Genomic DNA, 12,208 nt, shown 5'->3' on the forward strand with positions numbered 1-12,208 from the left:
GTTCAGCATCCGGTGGCTGGGTGCTGGCCGGAGCCACTACTTTTAAAGCATGGCGATCAAGCGAGTAGTAGTTACCGGCGCAAGTTCAGGCATTGGCGAAGCGACTGCTCGCCGTTTCGTGAAGCACGGCTGGCAAGTCGTTGCTGTTGCGCGACGTGAGGAACGGCTCGCGGCGCTCGCAGCAGATACGGGCGTTGACACGTTCGTTGCCGATGTCACGAAACAGGATGACGTCGACGCGCTCGCGGCCTTCTTGCGTAAGCTCGGCCCCATCCACGCTCTCGTCAACAACGCGGGTGGTGCGCTCGGCGTCGCCAGTGTTGAAGACAGCGACGCGGATGACTGGATCCGCATGTTCGACGTGAATGTTGTGGGAACGAAGCGAGTGACTAGTGCGCTGTTGCCGCTGTTGCGCGAAGGAATCGCGGAGGGCGATACGGCCAGCATCCTCATGGTCACCTCGATTGCGGCGACCGTGCCGTATGAAGGTGGCAGCGGCTACAACGCCGCGAAGTTTGCCCAGCATGCGCTCACGGCTGTGCTTCGGCTTGAGCTTGCGGGGGAGCCGATTCGGGTAATCGAGGTCGCTCCCGGCATGGTGAAGACCGAAGAATTCGCGCTCGTTCGTTTTGGCGGCGATGCTGCTAAGGCAGACACGGTGTACGACAACGTTCCCGACCCGCTCGTCGCTGACGACATCGCCGAAACGATCGTGCACGCGATTGAGCTGCCGCCGTTTGTGAACCTTGACCTCATTACGATCAAGCCCGTGGCTCAGGCCGCGCCGCACAAGATGATTCGCGGCGAGCTCAAGCCGCGCTAGCGGGCTGCGTCGGTCTCGGACGTCTCGTCGGCCGCGTCGGCCGGCTCGATCTCCTCGATGTCGTCCACGACATCCGCGAAGGCCAGTTTCGGCACCAAGAACAACAGCACCGCCGCAACGAGGGCGCCAGCGCCACAGATCGTGAAGACCGTCAGATAGCCGAAGAGGCTTGACGCGGTTTCAGTGACGGCGGATGCCGCCCCGGCCAGCAGCACGATGGCGAAGATGGCGGAGGCGAACGAGCCACCGATCGTCTTCGTGGTGTTGGTCAGCGCCGTGGCGATGCCGGTCTGGCCGCGCGGAGCGGCCGCGGCGGCAGCAGCGGGGAGGGCGCCGACGAGCGCACCCGAGCCAAGGCCCGCGATGCTCATGTTGAGGAAGACGCTCAACACCGTGGTGTGGAACGGCAAGAACATCAGGTAGCCAGTGGCGACCAAGAACGTGGCCACGATGAGCGCGACGCGCGGGCTCTTCCACTTCGACAGAATCGGGAACAGCAGCGCTCCCACGATCATCGAAACGAGGTACGCGCCGATGATGTACGAAATCTCATCCGATTCCATGCCGAGACCGTAGCCGTTGATCGGGTCGGTGCCGGCAAAGGTCGCGAGCGGTGCTTGGGCGCCGAGCAAGCTAATACCGACGAGGCCCGCCGTGAGCTGGATGGGCCACATGCTCGGGTCGCGCAGCATCCGAAGATCGATCGCAGGGTCTTTTTGGCGCAGTTCGTAGCGGCCCCACGGAATGAAGGTGGCGACACCGGCGAGCATGATGACGTACACCCACAGAGCCCCTGGCCCGTTGATGCGCAAGAACGTAAGCCCTGATGTGATGAGCAAGAGGCCGATCGTGAGGATCACGAAACCCCAGAAGTCGAGACTGCGGCCCGGGAGCGGTTTCGATTCGGGAACGCCGAACAGGATCACGAAGAAGACGATCGTAACGGCGATCGCAGGGATCATCAGAGTCTGTTGAACGTTCTCGCCGAAGGCTTTGAAGATGCGGCCGCCACCGAGGGCGCCCATGATGGCACCGGCTTCGAGAGCAACCACCAGGAATCCTGCGGCCCGACGGGTCTGTGATGCGCCCATGCCGGTGACGCGTCCACGGTCAAAGATCAGTGCGACTTCGAGCGGGAGCCAAACAACGTAGAAGCCTTGCAGAGCCCACGCAATCAAGAAGCTCGTGAAGTCACCTGTGAACGCCAGCCACCAGGTTGCGCCGGCGGTCAGAACGGTCGAGATTAACAGGATGCGCTTGTGGCCATGCATGTCGCCGAGCTTCGCCAGAATCGGCACCACAATGGCGCTCAACAGCAGCTGGGCGGCTTCGAACCAGTTGAAGTCAGCATCGCGGATGCCGAGGTGATCCACGATGTCGGGGATCAGCGGGATGTAATACCCCTGAATGATTCCGCTCACCAGCTCGACGAAAAAGAGGTAGCCGATGAGGCCCATCGTGATGGCCCCGGATTTTCCGCGCAGGAATGACATGAACGGATGCTATCGGTATACAGGGCGAGCATTAGCGTAGTGACATGGACTTGAGTAGTGTCGACCCCGGGTGGGCTCGCGAATTGCACCCGTTCGAGGGGCCGTTGGCGGCGGTTGGTGCGTTTCTTGATGCCGAGAGCGCAGCCGGGCGACCGTGGCTTCCTCAGCCGGATGCGGTACTGCGCGCCTTCACAACACCGTTCGATGAGGTGCGCGTGCTCGTTGTCGGCCAAGACCCGTATCCGACGCCGGGGCACGCCGTGGGGCTCGCGTTCTCGGCTGACCGCGGCGTGCGACCGCTACCGCGGAGCCTCAGCAACATCTACAAGGAATTGCACGACGACCTCGGCATCCCGCCTGCAGCGCACGCTGACCTGAGTGCGTGGCAGACCCAGGGCGTGCTGTTGCTCAACAGGGTGCTGACGGTGCAGGCCGGGGTGACGGGCTCCCACCGCCGTCACGGTTGGGAAGAGATCACGGCTGCCGCGATTCGGGCGCTCGCGGCTCGGCCGCAGCCACTGGTTGCTGTGTTGTGGGGCAAGGATGCGGCAGCCGTCGCGCCATTGCTGGGGGATACACCGGCGATGGCGAGTGCTCACCCGAGCCCGCTGTCTGCGCGCCGCGGTTTCTTCGGTTCGAAGCCTTTTAGCAGGGTGAATGCGGCGCTTGAGGCGCAAGGGGTTGCACCTATTGACTGGCGCGTTGACCGGTAATTCGACCCCTAAAATTAAAGTCGCGACACCCCTCACCACCTGCAGGCCTCACCGCCTGCATCACTTTCACGACACTTCAGGAGCAGCTATGGCACACCACTTTAGAGACGCCATCGCAGCCGACGATGCGGCGCTCGCCGAAATCTACGGCCACTACGTGAGTACGACCGTTGTCACCTTCGACATCGTCGAGGTCACCCCCGAGATCATGACCGCCAAGCGGGTTGGCGTCGAAGAGTCGGGGCTGCCGTTCATTGTTGCGGTTGACGAGAATGAGCGCGTTCTCGGCTATGCGGCGATGTTTCCGTGGCGCCCCAAAGCCGCCTATAAACGAACCGTGGAAGGTTCGATTTACCTTTCGCCGGCCGCCACCGGGCAGGGTGTTGGCGGTGCGCTACTCAACGAACTCATTGAGCGCGGACGTCAAGCCGGCATCCGCGAGATCATTGCCGTGATTTCGGATGACGGAGCCGACGCTTCGGTGCACCTTCACAAGAAACTGGGCTTCGAATCCATCGGACACCTCAAGCGCGTCGGTTTCAAGTTCGATCGTTGGGTCGGCACTTTCCTGATGCAGAAGTCGATCGACGCGTAGCGCTTCGCCCACGAACCACGACATCACGAACACACGGATGCCCGGCCTCCCGCGAAGGGGAGAGCCGGGCATCTGCATCTCTGGGTTGGTCTGGCGACCTCAGCCTTCTCGCTAGGCGGCGTTGCGCGGAGTCGCTCGCCGTAGCAACACGAAGCCGGCGACGCCGCTCATCGCGGTGAGCACGAGGCTCCAGGCTGCGACTCCGAGCACGCCAAGGTCGACCAACGTGGCGCCCACGGCACCCCACGAGTCGGTAAAGGTGGTCAGCGCGATCAGGCCCACGAGGAGTGCCCCGACGATGATGAAAAACACTGTGACGCCAGTTGCCTTCCACCGCACCCAGACCGCAGCAATCGCGGAACCGAAGAAGAGGAAGAACAGGAACAGCACGAATGTGACGAAGATGCGTTCCGGCGCAGATTCACCGAAGTAAATCGGTGCGAACATCGTTCCGCCCATGCCCCACCCGTCAGTTGCCTTTTCGATCGCACCGAGCACCGTGAGGCCAGTTGTGTAGATAACCGCAAGAGCGACGAAGGCGAGAGTGCTGCCGAGGTAGTAGTCGCGGCGGGTGACGCCGTAGCCGAGCGCGAACGGGAACGTGATGCTGATCGCCTGAATTGCTACCACCATCATGTAGATGAAGATGAAGAAGCTGGATCCACCAAATTCCGTTCCCTCGAGTGCGCCTTCTCGTTGCTCGGGAGAGAGTGCCGAGTAGATCAGCCACCAAATCGTGAGCGACCCCACAAAGATCACGCCGAGAATGATCCACGGCAGCCCCAGAGTTGTCCAGGGGTTGGCGAAATGCAGTTTGGCTACGTTGGTAATGCGCTTCAGGGGGCTTGCCGGTTGGGCGAGAGCCGTTGTGGTGGTCATGCGCTGGCCTCGAATTCCTTGGTCTCGGTGCGGGTGAGTTGGATGATGAGCTGCTGCAACGACACCGGTGACAGTTCCAGCCCGGCAGCGTGTGCGTCGCGGCGCTCGCTCTCGCTGAGCCCGGCAACGGTTACCGAGCTGAGCCCGCCGATGCCGTCGCGGTGCAACACTTCGCGGTTGCCGATGAACGCCTCGACGGCGGTCTTCATGCCGACAACGTTCGTGGCGCGGTTGCGGAGAGTTTCGGCATCCTCGTTGATGAGGAGTTTGCCTTCGTCGATCACGAGAACGTGTTCGAGCAGGTTGCTGACCTCGTCGATGAGATGAGTGGAGAGGATCACGGTGCGCGGGTGGTTGGCGTAGTCCTCGAGAAGGCGGTCGTAGAAGATTTGGCGAGCCACGGCATCCAACCCCAGGTACGGCTCGTCGAAGAAGGTGAGCGGCGCGCGTGAGGCGAGACCCACGATGACGCCGATGGAGGAAAGTTGGCCGCGTGAGAGCTTCTTGATGCGGCGGTCGAGGGGGAGGCGGAAGTCGGCGATCAGGCGGTCGGCGAATTCTTGATCCCAGTTGGCGAAAAACCAGGGGGCCGTCTTGAAGACGTCCTTGGGGCGGAAATCTTCGGGGTAGCGCTGACTTTCTTTGATGAAGCAGGTGTTCTGCAGAACCTTGGCGTTCTCGACCGGAGGTTGCCCGAAGAGGGAGATGGTGCCGCTCGAGGCGAATTCTTGGCCGGTGAGCAACTGCATGAGCGTGGTCTTGCCGGCACCGTTGCGACCGAGCAGGCCGTAGATCTTGTTCTCGGCGACCGTGAAGCTCACGTCGTTGACGGCGTTCACTTTGCCGAAGTGCTTGCTGAGGTTAGTTACCTCGATGGTGGAGGTCATGAGTTATTCGCCTCCTTGGCGATCATCTGGGTGAGTTGGGCGGAGTCGATGCCGAGCTTTTCTGCTTCGGCCAAGAGAGGGCGAACGTACTCGCTGCTGAAGCTGTCGCGGCGAGCACCTTTGAGTTGTTCTTGAGCGCCGGTGGCGACGAACATTCCGATTCCTCGTTTCTTGTAGAGAATTCCGGCATCGACGAGCACGTTCACGCCTTTGAGGGCGGTCGCGGGGTTGATGCGATAGAAGGCTGCGAACTCGTTGATCGAGGGAGCCTGGCCTTCTTCGGGCAGGGCGCCGGAGATGATGTCGTTCTCAATGTTCTCGGCGACCTGCGCGAAAATGGGGCGGGAGTCATCCATGTGAGCCTCCTTTCTGGGTGCGGGTTGTGGTCTAGCGGTGCCGCGGTGTTGCGGTGCTGCGGTGAAGCAGCAACAGTGCGGCGGCTAGTTGGTTGGTTGGTGATGTAACTAACCAACCAGCATGGCGGGTCGTTGTCAACCCCCTTAGGCTGAATCCGTGTCAGAACTTCATCGCCTCACCGCTCTTGAGCAGCTTCATCTCGTGCGAGCGGGCGAGCTGAAGCCCAGCGAACTCGTGGAGTGCTATCTCGATCGCATCGAACGCCTCAACCCCGAGTTGGGCGCCTTCACGGTCGTGACTCCGGATACTGCGCGCCAACGTGCTGCCGAGCTCGAGGCCTCTGGCTCCCGCGCTGCCGCCCTCTGGGGGCTGCCCTCGGGCGAAAAAGACTTGTGGGCCCGCGCCGGAGTGCGAACCGCCTATGGATCCCGCGCCTTCGCCGACTACGTGCCCGAGGTGTCGGATGAGATCACCGACGTTCTCGATGCGGCCGGCGCGATCAGTCTCGGCAAAACCGCGACCCCCGAATTCGGTTTGCCCGCCTACACCGAGCCGCTCTCGGATGCCCCCGCCGTGAACCCCTGGGACACCTCACTGGGCTCCGGCGGCAGCAGCGGGGGAGCGGCCGTCGCCGTCTCGGCGGGGCTCTTGCCGTTCGCTCCGGGCTCGGACGGTGGTGGCTCGATTCGCATTCCCGCCGCCGCGACCGGACTCGTCGGACTCAAGCCTTCGCGTGGTCGCGTGCCCGCGGGCAGCGGTTTCGGCAGTCTCGGCCAACTTCCGGTGACCGGACCACTGGCTCGTACGGTGGCGGATGCTGCCCTCCTCCTCGATGGCATCGCCGGCCCTTCGCCCTTCTCTGTTGGTCCGCCCACGTGGGACGGCGGCGCCTTCCTCAACGCCGCTATCCGTGGTGAGGGCACCTTCAACATCGGCGTCATGACAACCTCGCCGTGGGATGACACCTACGAGATTTCCGTTTCGCCCGAGGCTCAGGATGCTCTCACCCTCGCCCGGACCGCGCTCGACCAGCTCGGCCACGGCAGCGAAGACTTCGCGCTCGACCCCTCACCCGAATACGCCGAAGCCTTCACGGTGCTGTGGCAAGCGGGAGCCGCCGGAATCCCGCTCGATGGTGAACAACTCGAGCTTGTGGAACCCCTCACGAAATGGCTCATCGAAAGCGGACGTCGGATGAGCGCGCGCGACGTGGGCGTCGCCATCGCGACGCTGTCTCGGTTCGAGCGCAGCGTCATCCGCCAGTTCTCGACCTACGACGCCGTGCTGACCCCCGCCATGGCCATGACGCCGCGCCCGCTCGGCTGGTTTTATGCCGAGGATGCCTTCGAGAACTTTGCGAAGCAGGTTCAGTACACACCCTGGACGAGCTTCGTCAACGTCTCCGGCCTACCCGCGATCAGCCTCCCCGTGCACGAAACAGTAGAAGGGTTGCCGATGGGCGTGCAACTCATTGGCCGCCCCGGTCGCGAGGATGTGTTGCTCGCGATTGGCGCGCAGCTCGAGCGCCGCTTCCACTGGGGCTCGCGGCATCCGGCGGCGTTTGGGGCTTAGTCCAGACTCGTTTTCGCGCCGCGGCCGCCTGCCTCGGGTTATGGGCATGTGCCCGATGACGAACCCGCGGGGCCGATAGCGTGCGATTCAGCTGCGCGACGACGATCGTGGCAGATAAGCCCACACAATCTGCGCAGCGATCAGAACCACGATAAGAATGGCGCTTGTAGCCACGAGCCAGATCGACCAATACCAGACTGTCGACATCCATTCAGTCGCGGTATTGCTCCAGTCGTGTCCTTGCGTGCGCGCGACCGAAGTGAATCCTAGGATGCCGAGATAGAGCGCAAGGCTGATCCCCAAGCCCCAAAATGCGCCGATTGTTGCTCGCTTCATGGAGCCAGCGTACGTTCCGAACCTCTTATGAACAAGATGAATTCTCAGAATTACGTGTGGCGGCGCGAGGGGAACTGAAGCCGGAGCCTGCGGCTTTCACCGACCCAGGACGTCCAGATAGACCGTTGAAAGTCGCTGCTTGGAGTCCGCCGAGAGCGCTTCGTAATTTAGGTAAGGCATGCCTATACTGGGATCAATGTTTCCCGAACTCTTCACCCCGCAGATTGCCTGGAATCCCCAGTCGGCTGACCGCGTGCTGCTCGCGGGAGACGAGACCTCGATCGACGCAATCTCGATGATCCTCGCGACATTGCCGGCCCGTTCACGCGGCCAAGTGTTCATCGAAGTTGACTCGGCTGACGCCATCCAGCCGCTATCGGCTCCCGGCCGTTTCAGCGTGTGCTGGTTGTTGCGCGAGCGCGGTCAGAGCGTTGCCCGTTCGGTCGACGCGTGGCTCAGCGAAATGCTGCCGGTTAGTGCATTCGGCGAGAGCACCGTTTACGCGTGGGTTGCCCATCAGGGCCCCGCGCGCCTGCTCAGCTCCAACTAGCTCGCGCCCCTCCCGCTAGCGCGCGCCCCGCATCCGCCCGCTAGTTTTTCGTGCTGGCTTTCGGCGCACGCGATGATTTCGCGCGCATATAGCCGCCGAGCTCAAGCCCCGCTTCAACCTCAAAGCGATTCGTCAGCGGATTCTGCCCCGCCAGTAAATACAGCGGGATAAACCACAACCCATACTTTCGCCACTGCTCGCGGTGAACAGCCTCATGCTCCAACACAGCATCGCTCGCATTGCCGCCGGTCAAAAACACGGCGCCAATCGTCGTGCCGCCGCGCCCGAACGCCCACTTCGGCAGTGGCGTCGCCACTAGCACTCCACCCCGCGACTTCAGCGTGCGCTTGCTCAGCGCCGCGCCCCACAGAGCTCCGGATGCCGTAGCAAACCAGTAACCGGGTCGCGTAATAACGGGGTGCAGCAGCACTCGCTGAGCCCGCGGACTGTGTTCGGCGCGCGCGAGAGCGTGCCCGAGCCTCGTGCCCAGCGTTAGTGCTCGGCTCACGGACGCCCGATCGTTTCAAGCAGGCGCAGCCACACCTCGCTGATCGTGGGGTACGAGGGAACCGCGTGCCACAGGCGCGCGATCGGAACCTCGCCCACGATGGCGATGGTGGCCGAGTGCAGCAACTCCGCAACATCCTGACCCACAAACGTCGCGCCGATAATGACCTGACGCTCGCGGTCAATGACGAGGCGCGCGTGACCTTCGTAGCCGTCGGCCTGCAGGCTCGCGCCGGCAACCCACCCGATGTTGTAGTCGACGACCTGAGCGTCAATGCCCTGCTTCTCGGCATCGTGAGACATGACCCCGACCGAAGCGACCTCAGGATCGCTAAACGTGACTTGCGGCACAGCGCCGTGGTCGGCCGTCGCAACGTGCGCACCCCAGGGGGCGTCATCCACGGTCTCGCCCTTGGCGCGAGCGACAATTACGTCACCGGCAGCACGCGCTTGGTACTTGCCCTGATGGGTGAGCAGCGCGCGGTGGTTGACGTCACCCACGGCGTAGAGCCAGTCGGTGTCCGGCACGAGCATGGTGTCGTCGACCCGGATCCAGTCGCCCGGAGTGAGGCCAACGCTCTCAAGCCCAATATCGTTCGTGCGAGCGGCACGACCGGTGGCAACCAAAATTTCGGATGCCGTGAAGCTACCCTCTGGAGTCTCGATCACGACGCCGTCGGCGGTGCGCTCCACGCGCGTGGGGGAGGTTCTGACGATGGTGACGTCGCGCTCCTTCAACGCCTTCTCCACCATCTCGCCGGCGAAGTCTTCTTGGCCGTTGAGCAGCCCGCTACGGGCGAACATCGTGACCTCAGCGCCGAGATCACGGTAGGCAGTGGCCATTTCAACGCCGACAACGCCGCCGCCGATGATGGCGAGGGATTCGGGAACGACCTTGACCGCGGTGGCTTCGCGCGGAGTCCACGGCTGGGTTTCGACGAGGCCGGGAATGTTCGGAAGCTGCGGGTCAGATCCCGTGCTCACGACAACGGCGTGATTGGCAGTGAGCGTCGTGACGGTTCCGTCGTCGGCCGTGACCGTGACGGTCTTGGGGCCCGCGAGGCGCGCGTGCCCGCGCTCGAGGCCGATACCCGCTTTCTTGACCCACTTCACTTGGCCAGCGTCATCCCAGTTGCTCGTAAAGCTGTTGCGGCGCGCAAGCAGAGCCTCGACGTTGATGCCACCCGTCACGGCTTCGGCAGCGCCGGGAAGCTTCTCGACGGCGCGCAACGCAAGCCCGCTGCGGATGAGAGCCTTCGACGGCATGCACGCCCAGTACGAGCACTCACCGCCTACAAGTTCACTTTCGATCAGTACGACGCTAAGCCCGCCCTGAACGGCACGATCTGCAATGTTTTCACCAACCGCTCCGGCTCCAATGACAATGACATCCCAGTTGTTCTCGGTCATTTCGAACTCCTTCGCGTTGGTGGTGCGCGTGGTGCCGGGGTTGGTTGTGCCGGCGATCCTACTTGCCGATGAACTCGGCGGTCGTGCGGGTCATAAACGCTTCCATGCCAATTCTGGCATCCTTACTCTGAGCAACGGCTACGAGGGCGGGCTGAAGGCCAGCCTCAGCCGCGGCATCGCCCTCGCGAATCGCAAGGTTGGCGTTAGCGAGCGCTGCCTGCACTGCCAAAGGAGCCTGGGCGGCAACGCGGTGCGCCAGTTCGAGGCCGCGCGCGTACTGCTCGCCGTGGGGCACAACCTCTTGCACCATCCCGATTCGGTACGCCTCGGCAGCATCGAAGCTGTCGCCGGTGAGAATCCAGCGCATCGCATTCGACCAGCCAACCTGGCGGGGGAAGCGGATGGTGGCTCCGCCAAAGGGCAGGATGCCACGCGATACTTCAACCTGACCGAAGACGGTCGAATCAGCGGCGACGGCAATGTCGCTCGCCAACAGCAGCTCGATACCGAGCGTGAGGCACGTGCCCTGCACCGCAATCACGACAGGCTTCGAGAGCTTTTCGCCCGACACCTGCCACGGGTTGATGCCGCCCTCGGGAACCATATCGAGCCCGTCCGCTCCAATACGGGGGCCGATGTCGGCAAGGTCGAGGCCGCCAGTGAAGTGGTCGCCGTGAGCAAAAACGAAACCCGCCCGCAGCTCGGGGTCGCGCTCAAGCTCGCCGTACGCAAGCGCCAGCTGCTGCGACATCTCCATGTCGGCGGCATTGCGCTTGTCGGTGCGATTGAGTCCGATGAGCAAGACGTGACCGTCTCGCTCCACAGTGATTTTGGGCGTGCTGGTGTTGGCGTCAGTCATGTCTTCAGACTACGACTCACCGACTGTTCTGTCGCCGGATGCTGGCGATAAGCTCATACCCACACCAACTTTTCGGAGGCTCCTGTGTTGCGTTCCGCAATCCTCGTACTTACTCTCGCGTCGACGGCGCTCATCGCCGGCTGCTCGAGCGAGCCTCCGGTAGAAGTCCCCGCGAGTGAGATCGCTGCCACGGCAGCAGGCGCGCTCGAACAATCCACGGGAGAACTGCCCGAAATGGACTGCGGTGACGACAGCATCCCGCTCAAGAACGGCACGAAGCTCGATTGCGTTGTCACCGACACCACGCTCGGTGAAGACTTCGACAGCCGTGTCACCCTCAGTGATGTCGACGGCGCGAACTACTCGGTTTCTGTCGAGGTTTCTGAAGAACCACGCGAATGAGTGTTGGCGCTGCTGAGGGCGCCAATCAATCGCAAAATGGTCGGCAGATCATCCACGGCATGGGCGGCGGATGAAGGAGCAAACTCGGTGATGCCCGCTCCTGCAAGCGGGAACTTCGCGAGCACCGCGCGAATGGCCTCGGTGAGCGCGGATGCTTCGAGCCCGAACGGCACGGGGGAGCCGAGCCCAGCCAGCGCGGCAGGATCGAGCACGTCGAGGTCGATGTGCAGGTAGACGCTCTCGGCGCCGGTTGCGGTGATGGCCTCGAGCAACGCTTCCGTTGAGAAGGTGGCAGGGCCCAGCATCCGGATGTCGGACTGTGTGATGTATTCGTCTTCGGCCGTGTCGATTGAGCGCACTCCGGCGAGAATGACCCGATCAGCGCGCACCGGATGCTCGGGAACGAGTTCAGCCGGCCCATCACCCAGCAGGGTGCGCAACACCATGCCGGCGAACGCGCCAGACGGGCTGGAGGCCGCAGTGTGCAGGTCGGGGTGCGCGTCAAACCACACCACGGCCGGTTGCTGCGCACTCACATGCTCGATTGCGGCGAGTTCAACGCCACAGTCACCACCAATCGTGAGGTGGGGTGTGTTGTCGGCAGCGAGAGCGTTGCGCGTGCGGTCGCGCACGAGCAACAGGGAACTGTAGCGGTGGATGCCCGTGCCCTGGTGGTCGCCCGCCTCGAGCGGGACGTCGACGGAGCGAGTCGCTGCGGAGGGAAGATCTCCCCGAATTGACTCGGCTCCGTCGACCAGCTGCATGGCTCGAGAAGAACCCGAACCCTGCCACTGGGGCACGACAACATAAGTGAGTGCCATGGTG

At 63.0% G+C, this 12,208-nt stretch carries 15 protein-coding genes; 6 read left to right on the top strand and 9 right to left on the bottom strand.

Annotation, left to right across the window (positions count from 1 at the left end; genetic code table 11):
- The first annotated feature begins 49 nt into the window (after positions 1–49).
- Positions 50–823: an SDR family oxidoreductase gene (locus I6E73_RS13515; protein ID WP_197126393.1), complete on the top strand. Its 774-nt coding sequence runs from the start codon at positions 50–52 to the stop codon at positions 821–823.
- On the opposite strand, the gene I6E73_RS13520 is transcribed toward I6E73_RS13515, so the two are convergent.
- A complete protein-coding gene (locus I6E73_RS13520) occupies positions 820–2,316 on the bottom strand; it encodes an MFS transporter (protein ID WP_197126396.1) in 1,497 nt (498 codons plus the stop codon). The genes I6E73_RS13515 and I6E73_RS13520 overlap by 4 nt on opposite strands.
- 44 nt (positions 2,317–2,360) lie before the next feature.
- Between I6E73_RS13520 and I6E73_RS13525 the strand changes: the two genes are divergently transcribed.
- Positions 2,361–3,029 carry a uracil-DNA glycosylase gene (locus tag I6E73_RS13525; RefSeq protein ID WP_197126398.1) on the top strand — a complete coding sequence of 223 codons (669 nt, stop codon included), beginning with the start codon at positions 2,361–2,363 and terminating at the stop codon, positions 3,027–3,029.
- A gap of 88 nt (positions 3,030–3,117) precedes the next feature.
- Entirely contained in the window at positions 3,118–3,624 is a 507-nt protein-coding gene (locus tag I6E73_RS13530) for a GNAT family N-acetyltransferase (RefSeq protein WP_197126400.1), read from the top strand.
- A 111-nt stretch (positions 3,625–3,735) separates the two neighbouring features.
- On the opposite strand, the gene I6E73_RS13535 is transcribed toward I6E73_RS13530, so the two are convergent.
- From I6E73_RS13535 to I6E73_RS13545, 3 genes are read right to left on the bottom strand one after another with little or no spacing between them, the layout of a single operon-like run.
- Positions 3,736–4,503 (bottom strand): ABC transporter permease, encoded by a 768-nt coding sequence (locus I6E73_RS13535; RefSeq protein ID WP_197126402.1) that lies wholly within the window; start codon positions 4,501–4,503, stop codon positions 3,736–3,738.
- On the bottom strand, positions 4,500–5,390 hold the full coding sequence (locus tag I6E73_RS13540; protein ID WP_197126404.1) for an ABC transporter ATP-binding protein: 891 nt from the start codon (positions 5,388–5,390) through the stop codon (positions 4,500–4,502). The genes I6E73_RS13535 and I6E73_RS13540 overlap by 4 nt, the downstream gene beginning before the upstream one ends.
- Entirely contained in the window at positions 5,387–5,746 is a 360-nt protein-coding gene (locus tag I6E73_RS13545; RefSeq protein WP_197126406.1) for a GntR family transcriptional regulator, read from the bottom strand. Before I6E73_RS13545 ends, I6E73_RS13540 begins: the two co-directional genes overlap by 4 nt.
- Positions 5,747–5,903: 157 nt before the next feature.
- Here I6E73_RS13545 and I6E73_RS13550 point away from each other — a divergent pair, with 157 nt between their 5' ends.
- Entirely contained in the window at positions 5,904–7,319 is a 1,416-nt protein-coding gene (locus tag I6E73_RS13550; RefSeq protein WP_197126408.1) for an amidase, read from the top strand.
- An 87-nt stretch (positions 7,320–7,406) separates the two neighbouring features.
- Here the strand turns inward: I6E73_RS13550 and I6E73_RS13555 are convergent, their stop codons facing one another.
- Positions 7,407–7,655, bottom strand: coding sequence for a hypothetical protein (locus tag I6E73_RS13555; RefSeq protein ID WP_197126410.1), 249 nt, complete (start codon positions 7,653–7,655; stop codon positions 7,407–7,409).
- A 196-nt stretch (positions 7,656–7,851) separates the two neighbouring features.
- On the opposite strand from I6E73_RS13555, the gene I6E73_RS13560 reads away from it, so the two are divergent.
- Positions 7,852–8,205: a siderophore-interacting protein gene (locus I6E73_RS13560; protein ID WP_197126412.1), complete on the top strand. Its 354-nt coding sequence runs from the start codon at positions 7,852–7,854 to the stop codon at positions 8,203–8,205.
- Between the two features lie 40 nt (positions 8,206–8,245).
- Here the strand turns inward: I6E73_RS13560 and I6E73_RS13565 are convergent, their stop codons facing one another.
- From I6E73_RS13565 to I6E73_RS13575, 3 genes are read right to left on the bottom strand one after another with little or no spacing between them, the layout of a single operon-like run.
- Complete coding sequence (locus I6E73_RS13565; protein WP_197126414.1) at positions 8,246–8,713, bottom strand: hypothetical protein; 468 nt, start codon at positions 8,711–8,713, stop codon at positions 8,246–8,248.
- On the bottom strand, positions 8,710–10,122 hold the full coding sequence (locus I6E73_RS13570; protein WP_197126416.1) for an NAD(P)/FAD-dependent oxidoreductase: 1,413 nt from the start codon (positions 10,120–10,122) through the stop codon (positions 8,710–8,712). The genes I6E73_RS13565 and I6E73_RS13570 overlap by 4 nt, the downstream gene beginning before the upstream one ends.
- Positions 10,123–10,180: 58 nt before the next feature.
- The gene (locus I6E73_RS13575; RefSeq protein WP_197126418.1) at positions 10,181–10,981 is read right to left on the bottom strand and encodes a crotonase/enoyl-CoA hydratase family protein; all 801 of its coding nucleotides are present in this window, start codon (positions 10,979–10,981) and stop codon (positions 10,181–10,183) included.
- A gap of 84 nt (positions 10,982–11,065) precedes the next feature.
- Here I6E73_RS13575 and I6E73_RS13580 point away from each other — a divergent pair, with 84 nt between their 5' ends.
- Positions 11,066–11,383, top strand: coding sequence for a DUF4333 domain-containing protein (locus tag I6E73_RS13580; protein WP_197126420.1), 318 nt, complete (start codon positions 11,066–11,068; stop codon positions 11,381–11,383).
- Here I6E73_RS13580 and I6E73_RS13585 read toward each other — a convergent pair.
- Positions 11,341–12,204 carry an arginase family protein gene (locus tag I6E73_RS13585; protein WP_197126421.1) on the bottom strand — a complete coding sequence of 288 codons (864 nt, stop codon included), beginning with the start codon at positions 12,202–12,204 and terminating at the stop codon, positions 11,341–11,343. The genes I6E73_RS13580 and I6E73_RS13585 overlap by 43 nt on opposite strands.
- Positions 12,205–12,208 lie beyond the last annotated feature (4 nt).

It is taken from the genome of Salinibacterium sp. SWN248, assembly GCF_015864575.1.
Taxonomy (GTDB): domain Bacteria; phylum Actinomycetota; class Actinomycetes; order Actinomycetales; family Microbacteriaceae; genus Rhodoglobus.

Bases quoted from the DNA above. Each gene is read 5' to 3' on its own strand.
- I6E73_RS13515 (WP_197126393.1), top strand. From the start codon at position 50: ATGGCGATCAAGCGAGTAGTAGTTACCGGCGCAAGTTCAGGCATTGGC.
- I6E73_RS13520 (WP_197126396.1), bottom strand. From the start codon at position 2,316: ATGTCATTCCTGCGCGGAAAATCCGGGGCCATCACGATGGGCCTCATC.
- I6E73_RS13525 (WP_197126398.1), top strand. From the start codon at position 2,361: ATGGACTTGAGTAGTGTCGACCCCGGGTGGGCTCGCGAATTGCACCCG.
- I6E73_RS13530 (WP_197126400.1), top strand. From the start codon at position 3,118: ATGGCACACCACTTTAGAGACGCCATCGCAGCCGACGATGCGGCGCTC.
- I6E73_RS13535 (WP_197126402.1), bottom strand. From the start codon at position 4,503: ATGACCACCACAACGGCTCTCGCCCAACCGGCAAGCCCCCTGAAGCGC.
- I6E73_RS13540 (WP_197126404.1), bottom strand. From the start codon at position 5,390: ATGACCTCCACCATCGAGGTAACTAACCTCAGCAAGCACTTCGGCAAA.
- I6E73_RS13545 (WP_197126406.1), bottom strand. From the start codon at position 5,746: ATGGATGACTCCCGCCCCATTTTCGCGCAGGTCGCCGAGAACATTGAG.
- I6E73_RS13555 (WP_197126410.1), bottom strand. From the start codon at position 7,655: ATGAAGCGAGCAACAATCGGCGCATTTTGGGGCTTGGGGATCAGCCTT.
- I6E73_RS13560 (WP_197126412.1), top strand. From the start codon at position 7,852: ATGTTTCCCGAACTCTTCACCCCGCAGATTGCCTGGAATCCCCAGTCG.
- I6E73_RS13570 (WP_197126416.1), bottom strand. From the start codon at position 10,122: ATGACCGAGAACAACTGGGATGTCATTGTCATTGGAGCCGGAGCGGTT.
- I6E73_RS13575 (WP_197126418.1), bottom strand. From the start codon at position 10,981: ATGACTGACGCCAACACCAGCACGCCCAAAATCACTGTGGAGCGAGAC.
- I6E73_RS13585 (WP_197126421.1), bottom strand. From the start codon at position 12,204: ATGGCACTCACTTATGTTGTCGTGCCCCAGTGGCAGGGTTCGGGTTCT.